This window comes from Streptococcus sanguinis, assembly GCF_020729765.1.
Classification (GTDB): Bacteria; Bacillota; Bacilli; order Lactobacillales; family Streptococcaceae; genus Streptococcus; species Streptococcus sanguinis_Q.
Map to the genome: position 1 here is coordinate 28,995 of NZ_JAJEPD010000070.1, position 26,337 is coordinate 55,331.

Sequence of the window (26,337 nt, forward strand, 5' to 3'; positions counted from 1 at the left end):
AAGGGGCTGGGAATTCGCATTCCTACCCCTAATTTCTTATATGCTCTTTATCTTAATTGTAAATCTTGAAAGCATCGTCGTCGTTTTTACCAACGAATGGCATTGCTTTACGCAATTCTGCACCGACCTTTTCAATCTCCAGATTCGCAGCTTGCTCACGGTAAGCAGTGAGTTTTGGACGACCAGCTTTATAGTCATCAACGAAGTCATTAGCAAATTTACCGTTTTGGATATCAGCCAAGACCGCCTTCATGTTTTCTTTGACTTGCTCAGTAATCACGCGCGGACCAGATACATAGTCACCATATTCGGCTGTATTTGAGATAGATTGACGCATCTTCTTGAAGCCACCTTCATAGATTAAGTCCACAATCAGTTTCATTTCGTGCAGCACTTCAAAGTAAGCCAATTCTGGCGCATAACCAGCTTCGGTCAGAACTTCAAATCCTGCTTCAATCAGGGCAGTCAGACCACCACAAAGGACAGCTTGTTCACCAAAGAGATCTTCTTCTGTTTCTTCTTTGTAAGTTGTTTCAAGTAAACCAACACGAGCCGCACCAACACCTTTACACCAGTCCATTGCGATGTCTTTTGCATTTCCAGTAGCGTCTTGGTAAACTGCATACAGAGCTGGCACACCAAAGCCTTCTTCGAAAGTACGGCGAACCAAGTGACCAGGGCCTTTCGGTGCACACATAAAGACATCTACATCGGCAGGAACTTTGATAAATTCAAAATGGATGTTGAAACCATGAGCAAATCCAACTGCGTTTCCAGCTTCCAAGTTTGGAGCGATTTCTGCTTCATAGAGATCTTGTTGGATTTCATCTGGGGCCAAAATCATGATAACATCAGCCAATTTAGCTGCTTCTGCTACTGTATAAGTATCAAAGCCATCTTCTTTAGCCTTGTCAAATGACTTCCCAGGACGAACACCGATAATCACATCGTGGCCTGTATCACGCAAGTTTTGCGCATGGGCATGACCTTGTGAACCATAGCCGATTACGGCAATTTTCTTACCGTCAAGTGCTGCTACTTTTACATCTTTTTCGTATTCCATTGTTACTGCCATAAGTTTTACTCTCTTTTCTATTTTTATTGCCTGTTAGGCGGTTTTAACAAATTAAAGGTTTGGTTTAATCTCGGGTAAAGCCTGTCGCTCCAGTCCGAGCAATATTTTTGATGCCATATGGGCGAATAACTCGAAGCAGAGCCTCGCTCTTCTCCGCATCACCAGTCATCTGAACGGTAATGGAGCTAGGTGCTACATCCACAACTGTCGCCCGGAATGGCTGGATAATAGACAGAATCTCTGCCCGCTTATCAGCTGGAGCCGAGACCTTAACCAGAATCACTTCACGCTCTAAATGAGGGCGATCCGTGATATCTCGAACCCGAATCACATCAATCTGACGATTGAGCTGCTTGATAATCTGCTCGACTTCTGCCAATGAAGCCACATCAATGATGATGGTGATACGGGAGACTTCCGGATTTTCCGTCGTTCCGACTGAGATACTCTCGATATTAACCTGACGTCTGGAAAGAACACCAGTGAAACGGTTCAGGACACCCGAACGGTTTTGGAGTTTAGCTGTCAACATTCTACGCATGGAACTTCACCCCCAACATCTCATGATTGCTCTTGCCAGCTGGCACCATTGGAAGAACATGCTCCTTACGAGAAATATCTACCTCGATAAACATTGGTATATCTTCCTTTAAGGCTTCCAAATCCTGGACAATGGTCTCCGGATTGTCAAATTTATAGGATTTAACACCATAGGCCTGAGCCATGAGCTGGAAATCTGGCAAAGTTTCAAAGACAGACTCAGAGGTACGACCATCATAGAAAGCTTCCTGCCACTGGCGTACCATGCCTAGCGAATGGTTGTTAAGCATGATGACCTTAATCGGAATCTTATAGATATTGAGAATAGCCATCTCTTGGTTCGTCATCTGATAGCCACCATCTCCAACAAAGAGCACCACTTCCTTATCCGGATTGGCAATCTTAGCTCCAATCGCTGCAGGTACACCGAAGCCCATGGTTCCTAGACCACCAGACGTTACCAGTTGACGCTCGTTTTTATAAGGATAATATTGGGCAGCCCACATCTGGTGCTGACCAACGTCTGTTACAACGATGGCATCACCCTTGGTCAGCTCACCAACGCGCTCAATGACAGCTTGAGGCTGTACGACACGTTCTTTCTTATCATATGAGCGAACCCGTTCCTTATCTTGCGTTACTTTTTCAATCCACTTGCTGGTATTATTATGCACCTGCTCTTCATTCAGCAACATCTGCAGGGCTTTCTTAGCATCCCCTACGATAGGAATATCTACGCTGATAATTTTTCCAATTTCCGCTGGGTCAATATCAATATGTGCTACTTTAGCGTTCTTGGCAAAGGTTTTCGGATTACCGGTCAGACGGTCATCAAAGCGGCAGCCGATACTAATCATAAAGTCAGCCTCAGTCATAGCAATATTGGCCGCAAAAGAACCGTGCATTCCACCCATACCTAAGAACAAAGGATGGTCTGTCGCAATAGTTCCCTGACCTAACAAGCTAGTGACCACTGGAATCTGATAACGCTCCGCAAAGGCAACCAATTCCTCTGCTGCCCCAGCATAGCTAATACCGCCTCCCGAAAGAAGAACCGGCTTTTTAGCCTTAGAAATCTGCTTGATAATCTTCTTAATCTGCAATTCATTAGGCTCAATAGTCGGCTGGTAGCTCGGCAGATGCAACTTGCTGTCATAGATAAAGTCCGTTTCCAGAGCCGAGACATCCTTAGGCAAATCAATAACGACTGGCCCAGGACGACCTGTCGTCGCAATGTGAATAGCTTCTGTAATAATACGCGGAATGTCTGCCGTCTCCCGAACCTGATAATTGTACTTGGTAATAGGAGTCGTAATCCCAACAATATCCGCTTCCTGAAAAGCATCTTTACCGATTCCGGCCTTGGCTACCTGACCAGTAAAGACTAAAAGGGGGACGCTATCACTCATGGCGTCGGCAATACCGGTAATGGCATTAGTCGCTCCCGGACCGCTAGTCACAACTGCAACTCCGATTTTCCCAGTAGACTTAGCATAGCCTTCTGCTTCGTGAACACAGCCTTGCTCATGGCGACCTAGAATATGACGGATGCCTTCAAAACTATAAATAGCATCATAAAGCGGCAGTACAGCGCCACCGGGATAGCCAAAAATCGTATCAACACCAAGATTTTTCAAGGTTTCCAAAACAAGCTCTGAACCTGTCTTAGAAGTTTCTAATTTGATTTTCTCCATTCTTCCCCTTTCATTTATTTACAATTTTCTAAAAATTCAAAAAGCTTTCTACTATGATAACATTTTTGAAAAAAATTGCAAGCCATGCAGAATGTTTTTCTACAAATTTTCTCTAAATCCGAATGTTTTTTCTAATAAAAGATAAAAAGTCAGAACTATATTTATAGTCCCGACACTTCATTGGAATATTCCTCACACAAATATTTTCTTTAGCTAAAAACTCTCTTATTCCACCTTTTCTCCAAAGCTGAATCTTCTAGCTATAACCAGCCTTTCTCTTGCCCGATTCGGACGGCTTCTGTTCGATTTTCAGCATCTAGCTTGGTCAAAATAGCAGACATATAGTTACGAACCGTTCCATTTGACAGGTAGAGTTTTTCAGCAATTTCTTTATTGGATAGGCCAGTCGCCGCAGCTTGCAGGACTAGCCTCTCCTGCTGAGAGAGAGGGTTTCTACTGGTCATCAGTACCTCCATCAATTCCGGCGAATATTCCTTCTGTCCATCTAGAACAGTGTGAATGGTTTTCATCAAATCCGCAATGCTGCGCTCTTTGAGCACATAAGCATCTACATCCGCCTTAACAGCTCGCTCAAAGTAGCCCGGTCGCTTGAAGGTTGTGACGATGATGACCTTGATGTTGGGTCGATTGGCCTTGACCCATTCGAGAACGTCTAGACCGGTTTGGTGGGGCATTTCTACGTCCAAAATAGCTGCATCAAGAGTTTCTGAGCTAAGACAGTCAATAGCCTTCTGCCCATCTGCGGCCTGATAGACTTCTTCGACATCTGGCTGCAGCTGCAAGAGCTGAGCTAGAGCATCTCTCAGCATACTTTGATCTTCTGCTAACAAAAGTTTCATGATTCCTTCCCTCCGTATGGCAATTCAATTCGAATCCACGTCGGATCTTGGCTGCTAAGAATCTCAAGCTTTCCTGATAAGGCAGACAGCCGCTCTCGAATACTATGCAACTCCCGTCCGGTCAGCTTCTGAAAACCACAACCATCATCCTGAATGTCTAAAATAAGCTTTTCGTTTTTCTTTACCAAAGAAAAATTGCTCTTTTTAGCCTTGGCATGCTTGATGATATTGGTCGCTGCCTCTAGTAAGATCATACTAATCGTTGACTGCTGACTCGGTGGGATACTGGCAACATTGAGCTGGTTATCTATCTCGACCTGAACACCGCTCATCTCCAGCATGGCACGAATGGTCACTAGTTCCTCGTCCAGCGTCCGATTCTTTAGATCATTAATAATCCGCCGAACATCAGCCATGGACTTCTTGCTGATCTCTTGCACTTCCTGCAGTTCTTTTGCTGCCTTGTCATAGGCTTCCATCTGCAAAAACTGCTGAGCCAGCTCCGCCTTAACACTGAGCATAGCAAAGGTATGCCCTAGACTATCATGTAAGTCACGGCCAATCCGATTGCGCTCATTTTCTGCCAGGAAAAGATTCAGCTGGGCATTTTGCTTGACCTTTTCTTCCTTGATCTGCTCTGCCGTCTGAATCCGATAGAGACCAAATGTCATACCATCCGAAAAGAGAAAGACTACAATATAGAAAAGCAATTCTGTTGGACCAACATTGCCCATCAAATAATTAGTTAGTACAATAGCAGGCTGCAAGGCGATAAAGGTCAAAAAACGCCAGGATTTAAAAGAAATATCATCCAGTTCGTAAATTAGCAGATTAGATAGATAAAAAATATACCAGGTAAAACCTGTATTTAAGAAGACAGAACTATAATATATGTAAGAAATCAAGAGCCACCAAGAAAAAAACTGGATAAGGCGATGGTTACTTAACAAGACCGCATAGTAAGCCACAACAAAAATAGCTGTCCAGAGCAAGAGGAAAAGCGGGTATTCCCCGCTGATTACTCCCGCAACTGGAAAGATGATAAAGACCAGCGCAATATGAAACATATAGTGGACTTGTTTAAGTTTTTCCCACATGAATTTATTTTACCTCAATTCGCTTTTTGAGCTGCAGCACAAGAATGCTGACCAAAACCGTATAAATCAGAACAATCAAAGCGGCCTTGCCATTGAACTGATGGTGTTCTAGATAAGAAGACACGACTTGCATCAGTTGATAACTTGGCGTCAACTTACCGATTGGCTGGAGCCATTTTGGGAACATGGTCAGAGGGAACCATAGACCGCCCAGAACAGCCAGTGCCATATAGACGATATTGCCCACTACAGACATGAGCTGAGCACTTGGCAAGAGACTGACCAATACACCCATGGCAATAAAGACCACACTTCCTACTAGAAGTATCAAGGCAATAAGAAGCCAGTCCACCATTGGCAGATTAACCCCGCGAACAAAATGCCCAATCGAGAAAACTACGATTATGGAAAGCATAAAAGTCAACAAAGTACTGCAAAGCTTTGATATATAATATTTTACCATAGAAATCGGCGAGTGCTGAATCATTTTTTGCCAGTTATTATTTTTATCAGACTGCAAAGTGCTTGGAATGCTAAAGAAAGCACTAGACATGATACTAAAAAGGGTCATAGAGAAGAGGTATCCTCGAAGCACACGCTCAGGCGTATCACTTCCAGACATCATTCCTGAGAAAATCAGGTAAAAGACGCTGGGCAGACCAATAGACAAGAGATAATAAGCAGCCTGCCGCTTCATTAAAATCAACTCAATCTTCATAAGACTTGCCATATTTTTCATGATTACTCTCCTATTCTTGTGTCGTTTCAAAAATACTATCCAAGAGGGTACGGTTACGTACTTCAATCTCTTCGATTGTACAGCCGTTTTCCTGAAGAACCTGCCAGACCTGTCCAGCATCCCTAGTAGCAAAAGATAAAGCCTTTTGCTTGATTTCTAAATCAGTCACATTATCCAGTTTTTCCAGCACAGACTGATAAGTCAGTGGCAAGGTAAAGTGTTTTTCCTGCTCCTCACTGCGCATGGCATAAGGCGTCGTGTCCCGAATCAACTCGCCCTTGTGCAGCACCAAAATCCGGTCTGCCGTATGCTCAACTTCTTCGATATAGTGAGAGGAGTAGACGATGGTCACTCCCTGCTGCTTGAGCTGATTAACAATTTCCCAGAAATGCTGACGAGTGGAGGTGTCCATAGCTGAAGTCGGTTCGTCCAAGAACAGAATCTTAGGACGGCCAATCAGACTCAGAACAAAAGAGAAGAGACGCTTTTGTCCACCAGACAGCTTGCTGGCCAACTGATCCTTTTGCTTGTCTGTAAATTGCAGCAAGTCATCAATTTCTTGATTGGATAAACTATTTGGATAAATAGCTTGGAAGAAAGTCAAGAGTTCCTTGACCTTCAAATCCTCCACCACTGTATTTTCCTGCGGTAAAATCGCTACCGACTGCTTGAGATGATTGTCAGTTGGTTTGAGCCCCTGAATCCTTGCTTCACCTGCTGTCAGAAACTTATCGCCCAGCAAACAATCCATGAGAGTCGTTTTACCTGCTCCGTTGGGACCAATCAAGGCCACACAGTCACCTTGGGAGATTTCAAACGAAATATCCTTTAAAATCTCCTTACCATGAATGCTTTTTGAAAGCTTCTTTACTTCAATCAGTTCCATTTTGCTCCTCCTTTGATTTGATGAACCGTATGTACATCTTTCCTTTATTTTTCCAAAGCTGGAAGAATACTAAGCACTATCGCTTTTTCAATGCCTACAGCAACCTTTTATCATTTTGTTAACTATATTATAAGGCAAAGAAATTTTTCCTACTAGTTGATTTTGTCACCGACTGACATGACAAATGTCACTATTCTGCTTTTAAAGCACAAAGCTAGCAAATATTGGAATAATCTGTTTATCTCCCTTCTGCATGAAGACACAAAAAAGCCGGTTCCCCTCGTTGAGAGGAGCCGACTAGTTGTATGTCTGTTGCAATTTAGATAGAAACTGGAATTAAAGCAGCCTAATCTAAAAATTTTTCAATAAACTAGCTACTCAATTTGTAAGATGAAATGACCAACGCTTTTTAAACTTTAGCTCTGCACCTCTTCTTTGAGACCATTGAGCTTCAGACTCAGAATGAACATTTCAGGTGTAATATCCTTAATATCCTTCAGTCCAAAACCTTGGAAGAAACTGTTCTTTTCCACCTCTTCGACATTGACCTTTTGCAAATCAATTTCAATCAAGGTCTGCAATTTCTTCTCTGCTGTAACTGAATAATCAATATTGACACCCTCCAGACTCTTAGCTGCTACATAGTTTGAATCAGACTGCATTCCTTCACGAATGATAGTCGTCATCTCCTCTGGAGTCAAAGTAGCTGATGCCGCACTAGCTTCTTCTGGCAAGGAAGTGAGCAATTCCATACGAAGATTCAATATTTTCTTGCCATGATAGGTAATTGTATCACGATGATGGATTCCTTCAATGTCTCCAACCAAGGTTTTAGAGACAATCTCTTTACTTTCGGAAGAAGAACTGGATGACTTGCTAGAGCTAGAGCTAGATTTAGTCCGCCTAGAAGAAGCTGATTCAGAAGAATGTCTAGGACGATGCTTGCTGAAGCTAGGAAGCACGCAGCCCGTCAAGAGTACCGAAGCAGAAATAACAAGAATGAAAAATTTTTTCATAGTTCACCTTTTTTACTTTTTATTTGTTACAGTATAACATAATACCAGTTTCTTGTCTAAGTGTTTTCTATAAAATGACAAAAGGCAACCTTTCGATTGCCTTTTTATGCTATTCAACACTAAAAATATATGGATAAACCGGCTGACTGCCCTGATGAATTTCTACTTCTACATCCTCGAATTGTTCCATCAAATCTTGAGCAAGACTGCTAGCCAATTCTTCGCTGCCGTCTTCACCGATATAGATAGAGACAATCTCACTGTCTTCATCCAGCATCTTGCTGAACGTTTCTTTCAAAGTTGCCAGCATATCTGGATTAGAAACAACAATCTTACCATCCACCATACCAAGGTTGTCATTTTCATGAATTTCCAAGCCATCAATCGTCGTATCGCGAACCGCAGTCGTCACACTGCCGCTGACTACTTCTGACAAGGCCGCAGTCATACGCTCTTGGTTTTCCTCAATAGTCTTGCCGCCATCAAAAGCTAGGAGACTGGTCAAGCCTTGAGGGATTGTGCGAGTCTCAATAACAGCTGCTGGCTGTTCAATCACTTCTGCTGCTGATTGGGCTGCCATGAAGATGTTTTTATTGTTTGGCAAGATAATAATATTACGAGCATTGACTTGCTCCACAGCTTTGATGAAGTCTTCCGTTGATGGGTTCATAGTTTGCCCGCCAGAGATGATGTAGTCAACTCCCTGAGCCTTAAAGATTTCAGCCAGACCATCACCAGCCACTACAGCAATAATCGCAAACTCTTTTTCTTGAGCCGGCTTAGCTGAGCGCTCTTCCTTTTCAACCTGCGCTTCGTGCTGGTTGCGCATATTGTCAACCTTGACCTTGACCAAACTACCGTACTTGAGACCTTCCTGCATAACCAGTCCTGGATCTTCAGTATGGACATGGACTTTGACGATTTCATCATCGTTGACTACCAACAGGGAATCTCCCAAATCGTTGAGGTAGTTGCGAAATTCATCATAATCAAAGTCTTTTACATAGGTTGGTCCTTTCTTGAGAGCCACCATGATTTCTGTACAATAGCCGAAAGTAATGTCTTCTGTTGCCACATGGCCAGCTACAGACTTATGATGCTCAGCATTAATCATCTCAGACATGGTCGCAGGTGTCGCCACAAAGTCCTCAGATGCTATATATTCGCCTGTAAGTGCAGACAAGAAGCCTTCGTAGATAAAGACCAACCCTTGACCGCCAGAGTCCACAACACCGACTTCTTTCAGAACCGGCAGCATATCCGGTGTCTTAGCCAGAGCAGCCTTAGCTCCTTCAAGAGCCGCTTTCATAACTTCTACAGCGTCATTAGTGACTTCAGCTTTCTTCTTGGCACCGATAGCCGCACCGCGGGAAACAGTCAAAATTGTTCCCTCAACCGGCTTCATAACTGCCTTGTAAGCCACTTCTACACCAGACTGAAAGGCCAGAGCTAGGTCTTCACCAGTCAGCTCTTCATGCTCTTTCACGCTTTGAGAAAAACCGCGGAAAAGCTGGGAAGTGATAACTCCTGAGTTACCACGCGCGCCCATCAAAAGACCTTTCGCAAAGATACCTGCTGCTTCGCCAACTGTTGAAGCAGACTTGTCCGCCACTTCCTTGGCGCCATTTTCAATGGTCATGCCCATGTTGGTCCCTGTATCTCCGTCTGGAACTGGGAAGACATTCAAAGAGTTTACATATTCAGCCTGTTTATTTAAGCGAGTAGATGCTGCCTGCACCATTTCTTGGAATAAACTAGTAGTAATATTTGCCACGATTATTCTCCTACGACTTTAATATTTTGGATATAAACATTCACTGCATGGGCAGTAATTCCGAGCTTGTTTTCCAAGCTGAACTTAACACGCTCTTGAATGTTTTTGGAAACTTCGCTGATTTTGACTCCATAGCTTAACACAGTGTAGACATCAACTGCGATATCACCTTCATCAGTCGCTTTCACAACCACGCCCTTAGCATAGTTTTCTTTTCCTAAAAGGGCTTGAAAATTATCCTTGATTGCGTTTTTGCTGGCCATGCCAACTACACCAAAAATTTCAGTCGCTGCACCACCGACGATTGTCGCAATCACATCATCAGTCAGCTCAATTTGACCATCTTTTGTATTAATTTTCACAGTCATAATTTGTACCTCAAAAGTATTTTATAGTTTATTCTACCATATTTTATACAGGGTGTAAAAGAGGAAGGGTCTAAATCAACTGTCTAGGCGGAAATTCCCAAGCAAAAAAAGGACGGAAAATTTCCATCCTTTTTAAATAAAGATTAAACGCGTTCAACTTTACCTGATTTAAGGGCACGAGCTGAAGCCCAAACTTTTTTAGGTTTACCGTCAATCAAAACAGTAACTTTTTGAAGATTTGGTTTAACAGCGCGTTTTGTTTGGTTCATCGCGTGAGAGCGGTTGTTTCCTGATACAGTCTTACGACCAGTAAAGTAACATACTTTAGCCATTATCGTGTTTCCTCCTATTAGATCTAATATTACGGATGTGCTAGCACCACATACCTTCCTATATTACCAAAAAACTTGACGTTTGACAAGTACATTTGTCCAAACTTTCGAAATTAATCCGTTTTCCTAAACATAGCTAATCTTCAAAGAACCGAAAGCTACGTTGCCTTTGACATAGAGAGTTTTTCTCTTTTCATTGACATTACGAGGATTGTAGACAGAGCCAAAGGCATTATCTACATCCAGCTCTACACGCCAGTCACTGGGCACATAAAGCATCACACTGCCAAAAGACAGATCCACTTCAAAAGTTGCTGAGTCTCCTTCGATAGTCGCATTATCAAAATAAACCGATGCACTGCCAAAAGCACAGTCTAACTTTTCATAGGTGAAGTTATCTGAGTTGATATAGCGCGTGCCACTGCCAAAAGCAATATCATCTTTTGAGGAAGAAGAGGCAGCCGAGAAGATACGCCCCTTAAAAATTCGCCGGGGCTTGAAAATCATATTGAGACCAATACAAGCCAGAATACCACCCAAAACCAAAGTTCCTGTTGAAATAGCTAAAAAGTGGTAAACGGCATTGGCAATAATCAGCGCAATAACTGCCATGATCAGCCCAGTGCCAAAGTCTCTTTCCAAGAAATTTTCCAAGGCGAAATAGGAAAACATTGCAACTACTAGCATGGGCCAAATATTAAAATTGAAGGCAGGGATTCCAAAATTCCCCTGCAGCAGGACCCAAGCTGCCAAGACTAGAAAGCCGATTCCAAAAATTGTTTTTTTCATGATAATTACCTCACTTCACTCAACTTTTCTTTTACTAACTGATAATAGTGCCTAGACACATGCACCTGTTTATGGGTATTGTAAAACTGGACGGTACTTGTTCCTGAAAAGGACTTGTCCAAAGCATAGATAGCCTTGATATTGGCAATGGTAGACTTAGAAATCCGACAGAAATAACGGGGCAGAATCTCTTCTAACTCATAGAGTTTTAGTTTGACCTCATAAGCATCATTGCGGGCATGGGCAAAAATCTTGCTGCCGTCCGTCTCGAAAAAGAGAATATCCGCTAAATCGAGAAAGTACTCGCTACTTTCCTTATAGAAAAGAATGGACGGAGTCGCCGTTTCTTCCAGAGCTTCTTGAATCCGCTGAATCCGCTCATCCAGCCGCGAAACTTTTATCACCATTTCTGTTTCATCCAAACTCTGATCTAATTCAATCCGAATGTTCATACGCTCTCCTTTCCATCTGCTTATCTTTATTATAACAAGAAACTCCCAAGAAACAAGGCCTTTTCAGTAAGTGGTTAGATTTGACCAGTAAGTGGTTCATAAGAGATGATAGAAAGCATACCTGTCCTATACAAGTAAAAAAATCTAGTAAGAACAAAGAAAAAAGAAGCCTTTAAGCTTCCAAATTAAGATGCCGATTGCAGGGCTCGAACCTGTGACCTACGCGTTACGAGTGCGTTGCTCTACCAACTGAGCTAAATCGGCGCCTTTTCCCCTTTATTTTAGCATCTTGAGTTTTTTTGTCAAGGGAAAATTTCACAACTTTTTAACCCAAATCAAACAAGGGTTGCTTTTATCCCAAAGTTCAGGAAAGATTTCTAACTTTTTAAAGCCCTGAGCCTGATAGAAGGCGTTAGTCCTGTCGTAAGTAGGATAATGACCTGGTGCCACTGTTTTGACTTGCAGATAGGATGCCTTTGGACGGGCAGATTTTTCTAAAACTCCTAAAAGTTGACTGCCAATTCCCACTCTATGATAGCATTTCTTAACAGCCAAGCAGTCAATCTCAGCACAATCTTCGCTAGAGTAGGATAAGCTGATAAAGCCAGCCAAATCGCGCTCCTGATAGGCAGCCCAAACTTGCAAATCCTTGGCTCCTTCAATGTAAGCTTGTGTGCTTTCAGGAATCCCAAACCATTCTGGCAGATCCTTCAAAACTTCGCTAACCACTAGCATCTTTTGTTTTTCTTCCTTCACTTCTTCAATCACTATCATCTTAAAATCCTTTCTTGATTTAAGCTTTAGGGCTAATCATATTTTCTATCTTACGATCCTGCACTTTCGTAGGCGTCTAAGCCTCTGTCCCATAGTTTCAAAGAAATGAAAAAGAAGATAAGAGAAATCAGAATCAAACCACCGATATTAAAGAGTCCATTCTTTTCCTGCAAGAAATAGCTAGCTGGATAGTAGGCCGTAAAGGCGAAAGGCACGATAAAACTAATCAACCAACGGATAAGCGAGTGGTAAATCGAAATCGGATACTTGGCAAAATCATTGAACATATAGAAAATGTAAATCATGGCGCCTGACTGCTTGGTCCAAAAAGCAATACTCGCTGTCGCAATTTTCAAAGAAGTATAAATCAAGGTCGCAAAAGGAATACATACTAGGAAAAGCAAAAATTTAGGAAAGGTCCAGCTAATACTGGTGACCGTTGTCGCCAGAAGGATTCCACCAACTAAAAGTTCGCCCAAAGCATCAATCTGAAAGGTCTCGACTAGGATGTGAAAGAGAGGATTGATAGGACGAGTCAGATATTTGTCAAACTCTCCTTTTCGCACCAAGCGTTGCCCCAGTGCCCAGAGATTGTCAAAAAAGAGATGGTCCAATCCCTTGGGAATCAAGGAAAAACCATAGATAAAGGCAATTTCTTGAAAGGTCCAGCCCTCCAAGGAAGGGATGTGTTGAAAGAGTACATTGAGAAACAAGAGGTTCAAGCCTTGGGTCAGGAAGACACCTAAAACACCAACTACAAAATCAACCTTGTATTCCATGATTTGCTTGATGTATTGTCTGATAAAAATCAGATGCATGCGCTGATATTTTTTCATACTAACCTCCTTGAATGGTGATAAATGACTGGACTCTTTTCCAAATCAACTGAGATAAGCCCGCCATCACTAAGAGCCAGAAGAACTGAAGCAAAAGTGCTTGAAGAATCTGACTGGCATCGTATTTTCCAACGATAATCATAACCGGAGTGTAAATCAAGGATGAAAAAGGCAAGAAGGACAGAATATTTGAAACAATCTTGGGAAAGAAAGCCAAGGGAATCAAACTCCCCGACATAAAGGCAATCAGAGAATTCTTAAGCAGATTAGAGCCCCATAGATTTTTAAAAACAAAAGCTGAAAACCCAAAGCAGATATTAAAGAAAAAGTTAATCAGGTAGGCTAGCGTTAAGCTAAAGAGATAAATGACAGTTAATCCTAGCACTTCTAAAATGCCTTGCCCAGAGAGGATTTTCATCAAGACAATGATACTTAAAAATGGAAGGCCAACGCTGATAAAAATCAACCACTTGGAACCAAGCTCGGTGAAGAGATAAGAGGCCGCAAAATGAACTGGTCTCAGCAAGCGCATGATAATGGAGCCATCCTTGACCTCCTCTCCAATCATAAAGGAACTATCAGACCTGGTCAAAAGATTAGTCACAAAACTCATGATGATATATAGGGTGATATCCTCCATACTGAAGCCCTGAATCAAAGGCTCTTGCGAGGAATCAAAGACTGCCTTCCAGAGATAGAAAGCGACAAAGGCCCCCATGACATCGCCAATCCGATAGAGAATAAAGTTGACTCGATAGGTAATCAACTCCTGAATCCCTGCATTGATAAAGGGTTTATAACGTCTCCACAATTTGACCATCTTAGAGCTCCTTTCGGTAGAAGCGACGGATAATATCCTCAATATCCGTATCCACCATCTTCAAATCGCGAATCTCAAAATCAGACAAGGTTTGCTTGATAATATCAGCCGTTTGGTAGCGGGAACTATCGTATTGAATGTTGAGGCTATTTCCTTGTCTATCAATGTTCATATCCGAAAAGCCTTCATAGTGAGAAAGGAGATGACTTTGACCTGGTACCAGTTCAAAGGAAAGAGTCTTCATCTTGCCAAAGGTCTCCTTGAGCTGGCTCACCGTTCCATCAAAAATCTCCTGCCCCTTGTCAATCATAAAAATCCGATCACAAAGTTGCTCAATATCACTCAAGTCGTGAGTGGTCAAGAGAATGGTTGTTTCTTCCTCCTGATTGATCTGGGTAATGGCTCGACGAATGTTGTCCTTTACCGAAACATCCAGACCAATGGTCGGCTCATCTAAAAAGAGAACCTTGGGATTGTGCAGTAAGGAAGCCGCAATGTCCGCACGCATCCGTTGACCAAGCGACAGAGTCCGCACGGGATCTTTGATAAATTCCTTCAAATCCAAGACTTCATTTAAGAAGTCCATACGCTTATGGAAAAGCGAATCTGGTACATCATAAATCTCCTTCAAGACTGTATAGGTTTCTTGCAGAGCCAAATCCCACCATAGCTGGGTGCGTTGTCCAAAGACCACTCCAATATCCTTGACATAGTCTTGGCGATTATCCTGCGGAATCTTGCCATTGATTCGACACAAACCAGAAGTGGGCTTCAAAATCCCGGTCAGCATTTTAATGGTTGTTGACTTCCCAGCACCATTAGCTCCGATAAAGCCTAAAATTTGGCCCTTGGGTACCTCAAAAGTCAAATCCTTGACCGCTTCAAAGGTCTGCTTTTCAGGATGAATAAAGGAGCGCAAAGCCCCTTTCAATCCTGGTTCCTTAACTGTTTTTACAAATTTTTTCTGAAGATGCTCTACTTCTATCATCGCCATATCTATCTCCCCTATCGTAAGGAATAGAAAATCGTATTTTCAAACACAAGTATTCTAAATCCTTACTTTCTATACCTTCTAACTTTTATTATTACAGGAGGCTTTATACCAACCTATTATAGTCCAACAAAAAATGGAATGCAAGCGTTTGCCTATAGATCATGAAATTAAAAATTTCTCTCTTAAAATAATACTTTTAATACAAACTTCTGGTTTAATAGTTTCCTTAAAACACCAAAAAACCTACCCTTGCGGGCAGGTTTCTGTTTTGTAGTCTTCAGCTAGATTAAGCTTTACCTTCTGAACATAGTTGATTAACTCTTTTAATCATTTCTTATAAACTTACGTTCTTCAATTGTCCTTTAATGACAAGTCCTGTAATCTTCTCATACCCAAACGCCGAAAAAACCATGACAGCTAGCATTCCAAATGAACCTAGTGTAGCCAAAGCTGTAGTTAATGCAGCCTCAATATATGCTCTGGAGATTTCATGAATCCCAAACCACTCTGGCAAATCAGTTAGAATATCTGGCACCAGAGAAGATTTTTCATCCTTATTTATGACCTCTCTTACTTGAAACATTACTCTCCTCCACCATCTCAATCCAAGAGTCAAAATACTGCTCCATAAAATAGGTCTGCTCTGCAATCAAACCTTTATCAACCTTCTCATCCAAGGGCGCCCAAACCCACTTGTCTTCTATATCATCACGACGGTGAATGATGGCAACCGACTTCCCAGTAAAGACTTCCAGAGGCTTTGACTTTTTACAAGAAACAATATAAACATCTTGCTTTTCGCCATCTCCCCCCATCAGTTCAGGTATGTAGTCATAGTTAATCGGATAGACATTCCCAAAAGAATCTTCAAACCCTAACAGCCGATCAATGACACCACTAAATATTCTCTCTTTGAATTTCAACTTTTCATTTCCTCCGCAGTATACTTTCTAGCCTCATTATACAAGAAAAATCCCGCCGTAGCGAGATTTTAAAAATATTTTTCTAAGAAATAATTTTATATAAACAATTACTATATTCTTAATTCACTTATTGATTCAATTCAGTAAAAATCAATCTAGCTTCATCGCTAGACATACTACGATCAGTATTGTCAAATTTTGTTGAGACAATTTGTCCTTCTTCAAGTTTAACAGCAACATCCATATTTCCTGGATTGTATCTTTGCTCAATGGTTTTACCTGTTGAAGTATCCAAAATATTAATGGACCATCCTGAACTTGTCAATTCAGGATTCATATTCGCATTAGAACTAAGCTTATAGGTACCAGGCTTAATATCACGTCCAACAATATACTCTCCGATGCCCAGCTCATTGCTCATTTGAACTTTAGCTGGGACAGCGGTAAATTTAATTTTGGAGATATTACTGAATTTCAACACATCTCCTCTAAACAAAATTAGTCGTATTTTAGAAGGGTAATCCAGCCCTGACCCTGGAGCCGAACCAATATAATTTATAAAAAGCGTTCTGACAGCCTCTCTAGTTCCTGTGATATTTCCGCTCCCGCCAGTAATTTCTAAATCATAAATCCCTTGTTGAACATCTCCTTTTTCTCCTACAACTACATCTCCAGTTACATAAATTTCATCTGTAGATTTTGAATTCGCAGCAGCTCTATTCATGATATCAACAACAGTATTCTTTTCACTTGATGAATCTTCATTTCCTGAATTTTCTTCTTCAGTAACATCCTCTGTTTCCGATGTAGATTTTGTTTCTACTTTGGGATTATTTTTAGATGAATCAGAAGCATCTGACGCAGTATTCGAACGACAAGCAACCAACATAGAACTAGCTATAAAAAGCATTAACAATAATTTAGTGTTTTTCATATTCACACTACCTCCCAATATTACCTAAACTTTACTTTATTTTACCACACACAATCACTCAAAACAATATCTATTCTACAAAAGAACTAAATTCATATATTTCTAAACTATCTAAGCGCAATCAAGTTAAAATTATCGATTCACTAAACAAACTACTTAAAAACTTTCTCTAGTCAATCTAACATCAAAGCCTAACTAAAAAATCCCGCCGTAGCGAGATTTTCTATCTATAGCCTAATTAAGCTTTACCTTCTGAACCGAATACGTCGATACGTTCTTCAACTGATGCTTGGATAGCTTTTACACCGTCAGCCAAGAATTTACGTGGGTCGAAGAGTTTCTTCTTGTCGTATTCTGCTTCGTTTGCTTCGTAGTCGCGAGCAAATTTACGAGTTGCGTTAGCGAATGCGATTTGGCATTCAGTGTTAACGTTAACTTTCGCAACACCAAGTTTGATAGCTGCTTGGATTTGGTCATCAGGAATACCTGAACCACCGTGCAATACGATTGGGAAGCCTGGAAGAGCTTCTGTCAATTTCTTCAAGTGGTCAAGGTCAAGACCTTCCCAGTTTGCCGGGTATGGGCCGTGGATGTTACCAATACCTGCAGCCAAGAAGTCGATTCCGGTTTCAACCATTGCTTTAGCGTCTTCGATTGGAGCCAATTCACCTTTACCGATGATACCGTCTTCTTCACCACCGATAGTACCAACTTCAGCTTCTACTGAGATACCTTTAGCGTGTGCTTTTTCAACAACGTCTTTAGCCAATTTAAGGTTTTCTTCTACTGGAAGGTGTGAACCATCAAACATGATAGAAGTGTAACCAACTTCAATACACTCAAGTGCATCTTCGTAGTGACCATGGTCCAAGTGAATCGCAACTGGTACAGTGATGCCCATTGATTCTACAAGGTTAGCGATCAAGTTACGAGCAACTTTGTAGCCACCCATGTATTTAGCAGCACCCATTGAAGTTTGGATAAGCACTGGTGCTTTCTTTGCTTCTGCCGCACGCAGGATAGCTTGAGTCCACTCAAGGTTGTTTGTGTTGAATCCACCAACTGCGTAACCATTGTCACGAGCTGCTTGGACAAATTTTTCTGCTGAAACGATTGCCATTCTTATCAGGCCTCCTCTTATTTTTTGTGGTTAAACCACTTACATTGTTTATTTTATCACTTTTTCACTAAAATTGCTAGTTTTTCCTGAAATTTTAAAGAATTGCAGGGAGACACTTAGCCTTTTTAAGCGTCTCTAGTGCAAAAAGAAAAAAGCTGACCGAAGCCAGCTTACTTGATGCGGAGAGAGGGACTTGAACCCTCACGACCTAAAGCGGTCACAGGATCCTTAGTCCTGCGCGTCTGCCAATTCCGCCATCCCCGCGATTGAGTACCTTACTAGTATAACAGGACAGCTAAGGCTTGTCAAGAAAATTTTTGACTTTATTTCAAAAAATCAACTTTCTACTCAATCAGCAAATCTAGGAAATCTAAGCGAAAATGAAGCTAAGGCAGGAACACAGAAAACTCAAGGTTGCTGAGTCGCAACAAAGACAGCCACCGTTTGGTCGGGATCGTATTTTTCAAAGTCAAAAGTGTAGTCTCGATGAAGTTCACCTGTTTCTTCTGCCTGCCAAATCCTCTGCCAAGCATGAAGAATCGCTTGAGGATCCTCCTTATCAACCTCAAATACTTGATAGGTCTGCTCGGATGTATCAAAATCATAGACTTCCCCATCTGTCAAACGGCAGATAGAGAGACTGTAGTCTCCTTTGTAATCACTGGCATAGTCATGATAGACAGCATAGACCGGTTCCCCTTGGGCAAAAGCTTCTTTCACAGCCTCCTCTTGTTCCTGCCAGAGAGCTTGGATTTTTTCTACACAATGCTCATCTTGGAAATTATTAGTACGAATACTAGCTAAAATGTTTAGAAACATCTTCTTCCCTCCTTTTGTTTTTCATTATAACATTTCTCTAGAAAAATCGCTTATCCTAGAAAAAGCAGGTCTATCTCTCCGAGCTCTTTTCTACCGCTGCTGTGACAAAGGCTGTATAAAGACCTTCAGGTCGGTTCGGGCGGCTGGAAAGCTCTGGGTGATACTGACAAGCAACGAAGAATTTGTTTTCTGGGATTTCCACTATTTCGACCAAGCGATTGTCTGGTGAAACTCCAGAAAATACAAATCCAGCCGCCTCAAACTGCTCGCGGAAAGCATTGTTAAACTCATAGCGATGACGGTGACGGCGCTGCACGACTTCTTGATGGTCGTAAGCTGCTGCTGCCTTAGAGCCAGGCTTAAGTTTAGAAGGATAGAGCCCCAGTCTCAGCGTCCCACCCAAGTCTTCGACATCAATCTGATCACGCATGAGGTCAATAATCGGAAATGGTGTGTCTGGATTGAGCTCCGCTGAGTTGGCATCAGCCAATCTCAAGACGTGACGGGCAAATTCGACACAGGTTAGTTGCATGCCCAAGCAAATCCCCAACATAGGCACATCCTGCTCACGCGCATAGCGGATTGCCTGAATCTTACCCTCAGTTCCTCTCTGACCAAAGCCACCCGGAACGATAATTCCATCTGCACTTCCAAGAAGCTCTGCTGCGTTTTCGGCTGTTACCTGATTCGCATCAATCCAGTCAATCTTAACATCTGCATCATTGGCATAGCCGGCATGCTTGAGCGCTTCGACAACTGAAATATAGGCATCTGGCAACTCGACATACTTGCCGACCAGAGCAATACGTACTTGCTTTTTCAGGTTCATCACTTTTTCTACCATAGCTGACCACTCCGTCATATCCGCTGCCGGCACATCCAGCTTCAGATGGTCACAGACGATTTGGTCCATCTTTTGCGCCTGCAAATTGAGAGGAATTTGGTAAAGATGCTCCACATCTAGCGACTCAATGACCGCCTCCGGCGCCACATCACAGAATTGAGCCAGTTTGTTTTTGATGTTTTGTCCAGCTGGCTTCTCTGTGCGGATGACCAGCATATTAGGCTGAATCCCCAAACCGCGCAACTCTTTGACAGAATGCTGAGTCGGCTTGGTCTTCATTTCACCGGCTGCCTTGAGATAGGGCAGGAGGGTCGTATGGATATACATGACATTGTCTGCTCCGACATCCGCCTTCATCTGGCGCAAAGCTTCTAAGAAAGGAAGAGACTCGATGTCGCCCACTGTGCCACCAACCTCTGTGATAATCACATCCGAGTCTGTCGTCCGTGCTGCCCGCTTGATCTTGTCCTTGAGAGCATCCGTAATATGCGGAATGACTTGGACCGTCGCTCCCAGATACTCGCCTTTACGCTCCTTGCGCAGGACTTCGCTATAGATTTTACCAGTAGTGACATTGGAGTATTTATTGAGATTGATGTCAATAAAACGCTCATAATGCCCCAGATCCAGATCCGTCTCAGCTCCATCATCTGTCACAAATACTTCCCCATGCTGGTAAGGGCTCATGGTACCGGGATCAATGTTGATATAAGGGTCAAACTTCTGAATCGTAACCTTGAGACCGCGATTCTTCAAAAGTCGGCCCAAGCTAGCTGCCACAATCCCTTTCCCGATAGAAGAAACTACACCGCCGGTGACAAAAATATATTTAGTTGACATACATGCTCCTTTTCATAAAACAATTCGTTCCAGCAAGCAACACAGTTGCTGGAAACTTAGCTATAGGAGGATTTTCCATAATCTGTCTGAAAAAGAAAAATAGCTCCCTGAACACAGGAAGCTCTGACCTCTAAAAGAGGTGCCCGAACAGTATAATATCGCAAACCTAAAAAAATGTCAAATATTTTCATTCGGTTTTCATCCATTTTCACCAATACTAATAACATGTGTTTCAAATTCTACATCGGGCATGGACTCTGCTAAATCGTGACGGATTCGCTCCAAGGCTTCCAGACGCATTTCGACAGAGGTATTGGCATTCCCCTGAATGATGAAAATGGCATCCTTGGTCTCCTCATCAAACTTATAATACTCGCTGTCACGGACATCCAGCCAAGCCAAAATGCCTTTCGTATCCCGATAGACATAGTCCGTCTTGGCAACATGCTTCTCCTTGGACAAAATAGGCAGAAAGACATCTTCCTTTTGGCTTACAGTGAATTCTATCTGACCATCAATCTTATCAAAATCATGCCCACCAATAGCCAGTAGAGAATGCAGGGCTTCGACATTATAAATATCAATAATGCTATTAATATGAGGGAGCGAGCCTCGGTGCTGGATATTGCGAATCAGAGCAGGAACCGTCGGAGGATTTTTCTTGACACTGCGACCTACGCGCTGCAGTATTTCTATATAACCTTGAACTACTGGCGACTCAAGCACCTCATCCAAGTCACAGGCCAGAGCCCAGTCTTCCATTTCCTTTTTCTTTTTTAGAAATGAGGAAGACAGTTCTGCATGCGGATTAACATTCTTGGCAATCCCGATAACAACACTCTTAATGCCTAAATCACTCAGACTTTTATCAATGACAAATTTCATAGCAGCATACCTCCATCTTTTCTTTATTAAATTTTATTAGTATTCTACACCTTCCGAACTTATATTTCAAGGAATATTAAAAGAAACAAGGGATTTCGTCCCTTGTTTCTTTTGGTTGATTTATTCTTCCTCTTCGGTCTCCGTGTCTTCGTCAGAGTAGTCGTCATCTTCTTCGTTGAGTTCGACTTCTTCACCTAGGTCATCTGGAGCGATTTCGTTGATTTCAGCATCGTAAGCTTCCACTTCATTCTTCTCATCATCTGGATTTTCCTCGTCGTACGAGAGAGCCGGATCTGCTTCGTAGCCGTCCTCATCTTCTGGATCGTCATCGCTGTAGTCAATGGCATCCTCATCGCCATCCATAAAGGCATTGACGCGTTTCTTCTTACGTTTCTTAGGTGCGTCGTCCTCATCAGTCTCTTCCAAGGCGATGATTTCTTCATCCACTTCGTCGATAGCATACCATGAACGCAAGCCCCATTTATTATCCCCCAGCGGAATAAAGCTGCCGTCTACATTGAGTTCTGTGTAGAATAAAGGCAGAGCATCACGAATCTCACTGTTTGATTTTTCCAGATAGTTTTGAATTTCATTGACCAGATCATTAAAATACATCTCATGGTCGCGGCCGCGGGCTTCCAAAATGGCACGCGCCACTTCAATCATAGAAAGCTCACTTTTTTCTTGTCCAGCAAATACTTCTAATTCCAAAGTTGATCTCCTTTAAGATTAAGTAAAGGCTTGTCGCCCTCTTGCAATTTTTCGCTACTTTCTATTGTACGATAAATTTCTATTTTCGTCAAAAGAAAATCCAGGAAAAATCACGGAACAAGTACAAAAAGAAACTAGTGCATTTACACACTAGTTTCAAGTGATATCATTTTCATTTTGAATGATGAAGCTTATTTCACTTTCGCAGTGCTTGTAATCACTTCAACAGCTTTCTTGATAGCGATGTCGTGTTTCAGCATGTCTTCTGACAGCAATTGACGAACACGTTCCACTTCCATGTTGTAGTCTGTAGCCAATGAAGTTACTTCTGCTTCGATTTCTTCTGCGCTAGCTTCAAAACCTTCTGCCTTAGCAACAGCTTCTACGACAAGGTTTGTCTTAGTGCGCGACTCAGAGTCTGCTTCGTATTGCTTGTGCAGGTCTTCCTGAGTAGTGCCAGTGATTTGGAAGTACATGTCAGGTGAGATTCCTTGGCGTTGCATGTTGCCCAAGAATTCATTAACAGCACGGTGCACTTCTTCGTGAACCATTTCTGCTGGCAAGTCAATGATTTCAGCGTTTGCTACTGCTTGATCAATAGCTGCTGCTTCTACCGCATCGTTATAAGCTGTTTCCTTAGCTTCTGACAATTCTTTACGGTACTTTTCTTTCAGCTCGTCAAGAGTTTCCACTTCTTCGTCGATATCTTTTGCAAGTTCATCGTCCAAGGCTGGAACTTCTTTTTCTTTAACTTCGTGAATAGTTGTCACAAACTTAGCTTCCTTGCCTGCCAAGTCTTCTGCTTGGTAGTCTTCTGGGAAGGTTACGACAACGTCCACTGTTCCACCTGCACTGTGGCCAACCAACTGCTCTTCAAATCCTGGGATGAATTGACCGCTGCCCAGTCCAAGTGAGAAGTTATCACCCTTGCCGCCGTCAAATTCAACGCCGTCGACAGAACCAACAAAGTCAATCACAACTGTATCACCGTCAGCTGCTGGACCTTCTTTGAGAACCAACTCAGCCAAGTTGTTGCGCTCACGCTCAATGCGCTCATCTACTTCAGCGTCAGTCACTTCTTTAGTAGCTTCAACAGTTACTTCCAAGTCTTTGTAAGCACCCAGCTTAACTTCTGGCTTAGTGACTACTTCAGCTTTGATAACCCAGTCTTGACCTTTTTCCATAGACTCGACATCAAACTGAGGCTGAGCAACTACTTCGATACCTGCTTCTTTAACAGCCGCTTCGTATGCTTCTGGAAGAAGAGCGTTCAAAGCATCTTGGTAGAGGGCTTCTTCACCAAAACGTTGGTTGAAGATAGCACGTGGAAGGCGACCTTTACGGAAACCTGGTACAGCAATATCTTTTTTTACTGAGTTAAATACACGGTCCAAGGCAGGCTTGATTTTCTCTTGACTGATGCTAAAAGTCAAAAGACCGCGATTTGTTTCTTTGTTTTCAAATGATACAGACATTCTGTCATTTCTCCTTAAAATTTATTGAATACAACCCATTATAGCATAATTAGAGTTTTTTTCAAAATTATTTTTCCTTTTATCCCTTCCTGATTTTATCCTCTATATAGGCCGCTCTGGCGCCGCCAATTAGCTTGGGACGGCTGGCTAAAGCTGTGACATGGGCAGCTCCCAATTCCTTGAGAATCGGTCGAATAGGAATCTGCACATGCTTGACATGCATGCCGATAGCAGTATCGCCAATATCCAGCCCCGCCTGAGCGACAATAAACTCTACCTCGACAGGATCTTTCATGTATTGGAAAGCCGCTAGCTGACCGCTACCTCCAGCATGAAGAGTAGGCAGAACATTGACTATCTCCAAATCCTTCTTGTTCGCCAAGGCTCTTTCGACTACGAGGGCCCGATTGAGATGCTCACATCCCTGAACTGCCAGAAAGATATCCTTCTCTTCTAAGATATCCAGTATGGTTTTGACAATGACCTGTCCGACTTCCAGACTGGAATTCTGACCGATATAGCCTCCGACAACCTCGCTGGAGGATAGACCCAGAACAAAAATATCTCCCTCGACCAAGGCAGCCTTGTCCAAAACATCTAGAACAATCTGACGAGTTCCCGCTCCAATCTTAGCTAAGTCCATGTCTCACCTCGTTTATTTCACTGCGACCGTTTTTTCAAACTCTCTGGGAAGGCTTTGTAGAGGGCAAAACCGACCACTAAACCAAATGCATTCTGCATAAAATTACTTAAGATTTCGGCTAGGGCAGCCCCAACACCATTCATGATACTACCAAAGATGGCATAGCCACCGACCATAGCCACTGCGGCCAAGACCAGCCCAAGATAGCGACTCTTGCCCTCAAAGCCAGCAAAGAACCCCTGAAGTCCGTGGCAAATCAGACTGAAAATCATCCACTGAGGATAGCCAGCAATCATATCAATCAAAAAGCCTGAAAGACTTCCAACAATAGCCGCTTCCTTGCGGCCAAAGTAGAAAGCTGTAAAATAAATCCCTGCATCCAGCAGTGTCAAAAATCCTGTCGGAGTTGGGATTTTTAAAAAATTCCCCAAAACCACAGATAGAGCTGTGATGAAAGCTAAGATAACTAATTTTTTAACTTGATGATTTCTCATACTGAACTACCCCATATTGATCTGAGCGCTGAATCGCTCGGTAAACAAAATCTTTAGAAATTTGAACTGCTGCAAGCGGAAACTTGCCTAGAAGCAGCTGACTGGCAATGCTGGAAGCAAATGTGCAGCCTGCTCCGGTATTGTTGCTAGCCAGCACTGGCGATTCCATGATTTCAAAATTTTGACCGTCATAGTAAACATCCACCGCCCGCTCCTTGCTCAAGCGATTACCGCCCTTAATCACCACATGCTTGGCCCCCAAATCATAGAGCTCCTTGGCTGCAGCCTGCATATCCTCCAGACTTTTGATTTCTTTTTGGGTCAATAGCTGAGCTTCTGCTAGATTTGGTGTGATGATACTGACATAAGGAAAGAACTTGATGATTTCTTCTCTCAGCGCACTGACTTCCAAATCATGATTTTCCTTGCAGACCAGAACAGGATCCAGCACAACTGGTATATCCGCATGCTGCTTGACAAAAGCCAAAGCCTGCTCTGCTATTTGCAGATTGGGTAAAAGCCCTATCTTAATAGCAGAAAAAGGAACATCCTTGAGACTGGCCAACTGCTGGGCAAAAACCTCTTCCTCAACTGGAATGACCTCAAATCCCTTATCAGTCATAGCCGTCAGGCAAGTCACAGCTACGAATCCATGCAGACCATTGACTGTATAGGTAGCCAAATCAGCGTGCAGTCCGCCACCGCTGAAAATATCATTGCCCGAAAGGGCTAAAATCAACTTATTCTTCATAACGAATCTCCTTTAGATAGAGGCCGTTTGGACCAGCTGTTGGCCCTGCCAGATGACGGTCTTTCTCCGCTAAAATCCTCTGAATCTGCTCCACCGGCATGCGCTTGTTGCCAATCTTGAGTAAGGTACCGACCATATTGCGGATCTGCTTGTAGAGAAAGCCATTGCCTGAAAAAGTAAAGACTAGAAAATTACGCTCTGCATCATAGCGAACCTTGGCCTCGGTAATGGTCCGAACCTTGTCTTCCACGCTGGTCCCAGAAGCCGTAAATCCAGTAAAATCATGCGTCCCCTCTAACTGAGCAATCGCTTCTTCTATGAGACTCAGCTCCAAAGGATAGGGATAATGCGTGGCATAATGGCGCATCATAGGATTTTTAGGCCGGCCGATGTCCACCAAAAATTCATAGGTCTTGCTGTGCTTATTGTAGCGAGAATGAAAATCATCCGATACCTGCTCCACCCTGATAAAATCAATATCTTCCGGCGTCTGAGTATCTAAGGCAAAACGCAATTTCTCTTCATCCCGCTCTTCTGGTAAATCAAAATGCAGCACCTGGCCCAGAGCATGGACACCGCTGTCGGTTCGGCCCGCTCCATGAATCACCACAGGCTGGCCTTTATTGATACGGGTCAGGGTCTTTTCAATCTCTTCCTGAACACTTCTGGCATGGGGCTGTCGCTGAAAGCCAGCAAAGCCATAACCATCATAGGATATAATAGCTTTATAACGTGTCATGTGTTTATTTTAGCAGGAAAAAAAGCCCCCAGCAAGCCCTAAAAGCAGGAACTGTCCGGGGACAGATTTTTTAAAAATATTGTATAAGAAATAGGGATAATTTGCACTCTGAC

Annotated in this window: 30 protein-coding genes and 2 tRNA genes; all 32 read right to left on the reverse strand. The window is 42.7% G+C overall.

Annotated elements, in window-relative coordinates; translation table 11 throughout:
• Positions 1-52: 52 nt before the first annotated feature.
• Complete coding sequence (ilvC, locus tag K4H96_RS09910; protein WP_002902418.1) at positions 53-1,075, reverse strand: ketol-acid reductoisomerase; 1,023 nt, start codon at positions 1,073-1,075, stop codon at positions 53-55.
• 64 nt (positions 1,076-1,139) lie between these two features.
• Positions 1,140-1,616, reverse strand: coding sequence for an acetolactate synthase small subunit (gene ilvN, locus K4H96_RS09915; RefSeq protein WP_002898887.1), 477 nt, complete (start codon positions 1,614-1,616; stop codon positions 1,140-1,142).
• Entirely contained in the window at positions 1,609-3,309 is a 1,701-nt protein-coding gene (locus K4H96_RS09920) for an acetolactate synthase large subunit (RefSeq protein ID WP_223337605.1), read from the reverse strand. The genes ilvN and K4H96_RS09920 overlap by 8 nt, the downstream gene beginning before the upstream one ends.
• 260 nt (positions 3,310-3,569) lie before the next feature.
• Positions 3,570-4,169 (reverse strand): response regulator transcription factor, encoded by a 600-nt coding sequence (locus K4H96_RS09925; RefSeq protein WP_223337606.1) that lies wholly within the window; start codon positions 4,167-4,169, stop codon positions 3,570-3,572.
• The gene (locus K4H96_RS09930; RefSeq protein ID WP_223337607.1) at positions 4,166-5,266 is read right to left on the reverse strand and encodes a sensor histidine kinase; all 1,101 of its coding nucleotides are present in this window, start codon (positions 5,264-5,266) and stop codon (positions 4,166-4,168) included. The genes K4H96_RS09925 and K4H96_RS09930 overlap by 4 nt, the downstream gene beginning before the upstream one ends.
• A gap of 4 nt (positions 5,267-5,270) precedes the next feature.
• On the reverse strand, positions 5,271-6,005 hold the full coding sequence (locus K4H96_RS09935; RefSeq protein ID WP_004193330.1) for an ABC transporter permease: 735 nt from the start codon (positions 6,003-6,005) through the stop codon (positions 5,271-5,273).
• Between the two features lie 10 nt (positions 6,006-6,015).
• Positions 6,016-6,891, reverse strand: a complete 876-nt coding sequence (locus K4H96_RS09940; protein WP_223337608.1) for an ABC transporter ATP-binding protein — start codon at positions 6,889-6,891, stop codon at positions 6,016-6,018.
• A 416-nt stretch (positions 6,892-7,307) separates the two neighbouring features.
• The gene (locus tag K4H96_RS09945; protein ID WP_061592746.1) at positions 7,308-7,907 is read right to left on the reverse strand and encodes an SP0191 family lipoprotein; all 600 of its coding nucleotides are present in this window, start codon (positions 7,905-7,907) and stop codon (positions 7,308-7,310) included.
• Between the two features lie 109 nt (positions 7,908-8,016).
• On the reverse strand, positions 8,017-9,681 hold the full coding sequence (locus tag K4H96_RS09950) for a DAK2 domain-containing protein (RefSeq protein WP_223337609.1): 1,665 nt from the start codon (positions 9,679-9,681) through the stop codon (positions 8,017-8,019).
• Between the two features lie 2 nt (positions 9,682-9,683).
• Positions 9,684-10,049: an Asp23/Gls24 family envelope stress response protein gene (locus K4H96_RS09955; protein ID WP_002893676.1), complete on the reverse strand. Its 366-nt coding sequence runs from the start codon at positions 10,047-10,049 to the stop codon at positions 9,684-9,686.
• A 143-nt stretch (positions 10,050-10,192) separates the two neighbouring features.
• Entirely contained in the window at positions 10,193-10,381 is a 189-nt protein-coding gene (gene rpmB, locus K4H96_RS09960) for a 50S ribosomal protein L28 (protein WP_001140948.1), read from the reverse strand.
• Positions 10,382-10,507: 126 nt separating this feature from the next.
• The gene (locus tag K4H96_RS09965) at positions 10,508-11,170 is read right to left on the reverse strand and encodes a LiaF transmembrane domain-containing protein (RefSeq protein WP_223337610.1); all 663 of its coding nucleotides are present in this window, start codon (positions 11,168-11,170) and stop codon (positions 10,508-10,510) included.
• Between the two features lie 5 nt (positions 11,171-11,175).
• On the reverse strand, positions 11,176-11,622 hold the full coding sequence (locus K4H96_RS09970; protein ID WP_002893678.1) for a LytTR family DNA-binding domain-containing protein: 447 nt from the start codon (positions 11,620-11,622) through the stop codon (positions 11,176-11,178).
• A gap of 191 nt (positions 11,623-11,813) precedes the next feature.
• A tRNA-Thr gene (locus tag K4H96_RS09975) sits at positions 11,814-11,886 on the reverse strand.
• 51 nt (positions 11,887-11,937) lie between these two features.
• Positions 11,938-12,396: a GNAT family N-acetyltransferase gene (locus K4H96_RS09980; protein ID WP_223337611.1), complete on the reverse strand. Its 459-nt coding sequence runs from the start codon at positions 12,394-12,396 to the stop codon at positions 11,938-11,940.
• Positions 12,397-12,446: 50 nt separating this feature from the next.
• Complete coding sequence (locus K4H96_RS09985) at positions 12,447-13,232, reverse strand: ABC transporter permease (RefSeq protein ID WP_002908043.1); 786 nt, start codon at positions 13,230-13,232, stop codon at positions 12,447-12,449.
• 1 nt (position 13,233) lies between these two features.
• Positions 13,234-14,052, reverse strand: coding sequence for an ABC transporter permease (locus K4H96_RS09990; RefSeq protein WP_223337612.1), 819 nt, complete (start codon positions 14,050-14,052; stop codon positions 13,234-13,236).
• 1 nt (position 14,053) lies between these two features.
• Positions 14,054-15,046 (reverse strand): ABC transporter ATP-binding protein, encoded by a 993-nt coding sequence (locus tag K4H96_RS09995; protein ID WP_223337613.1) that lies wholly within the window; start codon positions 15,044-15,046, stop codon positions 14,054-14,056.
• A gap of 334 nt (positions 15,047-15,380) precedes the next feature.
• Positions 15,381-15,629, reverse strand: coding sequence for a hypothetical protein (locus K4H96_RS10000; protein WP_223337614.1), 249 nt, complete (start codon positions 15,627-15,629; stop codon positions 15,381-15,383).
• A complete protein-coding gene (locus K4H96_RS10005; RefSeq protein WP_223337615.1) occupies positions 15,601-15,969 on the reverse strand; it encodes an inorganic pyrophosphatase in 369 nt (122 codons plus the stop codon). Before K4H96_RS10005 ends, K4H96_RS10000 begins: the two co-directional genes overlap by 29 nt.
• Before the next feature lie 127 nt (positions 15,970-16,096).
• The gene (locus K4H96_RS10010) at positions 16,097-16,903 is read right to left on the reverse strand and encodes a hypothetical protein (RefSeq protein ID WP_223337616.1); all 807 of its coding nucleotides are present in this window, start codon (positions 16,901-16,903) and stop codon (positions 16,097-16,099) included.
• Positions 16,904-17,141: 238 nt separating this feature from the next.
• Entirely contained in the window at positions 17,142-18,023 is an 882-nt protein-coding gene (locus K4H96_RS10015) for a class II fructose-bisphosphate aldolase (RefSeq protein ID WP_002893690.1), read from the reverse strand.
• A 178-nt stretch (positions 18,024-18,201) separates the two neighbouring features.
• A tRNA-Leu gene (locus K4H96_RS10020) sits at positions 18,202-18,287 on the reverse strand.
• Positions 18,288-18,431: 144 nt separating this feature from the next.
• Positions 18,432-18,842 (reverse strand): GyrI-like domain-containing protein, encoded by a 411-nt coding sequence (locus tag K4H96_RS10025; RefSeq protein ID WP_223337617.1) that lies wholly within the window; start codon positions 18,840-18,842, stop codon positions 18,432-18,434.
• A 70-nt stretch (positions 18,843-18,912) separates the two neighbouring features.
• Complete coding sequence (locus K4H96_RS10030) at positions 18,913-20,526, reverse strand: CTP synthase (RefSeq protein WP_223337618.1); 1,614 nt, start codon at positions 20,524-20,526, stop codon at positions 18,913-18,915.
• 198 nt (positions 20,527-20,724) lie between these two features.
• Positions 20,725-21,411, reverse strand: a complete 687-nt coding sequence (locus K4H96_RS10035; protein WP_223337619.1) for a B3/B4 domain-containing protein — start codon at positions 21,409-21,411, stop codon at positions 20,725-20,727.
• Between the two features lie 120 nt (positions 21,412-21,531).
• Entirely contained in the window at positions 21,532-22,122 is a 591-nt protein-coding gene (rpoE, locus tag K4H96_RS10040; protein WP_002898937.1) for a DNA-directed RNA polymerase subunit delta, read from the reverse strand.
• Positions 22,123-22,313: 191 nt separating this feature from the next.
• Positions 22,314-23,597, reverse strand: coding sequence for a trigger factor (gene tig / locus K4H96_RS10045; protein ID WP_223337620.1), 1,284 nt, complete (start codon positions 23,595-23,597; stop codon positions 22,314-22,316).
• A gap of 79 nt (positions 23,598-23,676) precedes the next feature.
• Positions 23,677-24,240: a TIGR01440 family protein gene (locus tag K4H96_RS10050; protein ID WP_223337621.1), complete on the reverse strand. Its 564-nt coding sequence runs from the start codon at positions 24,238-24,240 to the stop codon at positions 23,677-23,679.
• Positions 24,241-24,257: 17 nt separating this feature from the next.
• The gene (locus K4H96_RS10055; RefSeq protein WP_149565873.1) at positions 24,258-24,734 is read right to left on the reverse strand and encodes an ECF transporter S component; all 477 of its coding nucleotides are present in this window, start codon (positions 24,732-24,734) and stop codon (positions 24,258-24,260) included.
• Entirely contained in the window at positions 24,715-25,485 is a 771-nt protein-coding gene (locus tag K4H96_RS10060) for a bifunctional hydroxymethylpyrimidine kinase/phosphomethylpyrimidine kinase (protein WP_223337622.1), read from the reverse strand. Before K4H96_RS10060 ends, K4H96_RS10055 begins: the two co-directional genes overlap by 20 nt.
• Complete coding sequence (gene truA / locus K4H96_RS10065) at positions 25,475-26,224, reverse strand: tRNA pseudouridine(38-40) synthase TruA (RefSeq protein ID WP_149565871.1); 750 nt, start codon at positions 26,222-26,224, stop codon at positions 25,475-25,477. Before truA ends, K4H96_RS10060 begins: the two co-directional genes overlap by 11 nt.
• Positions 26,225-26,337 lie beyond the last annotated feature (113 nt).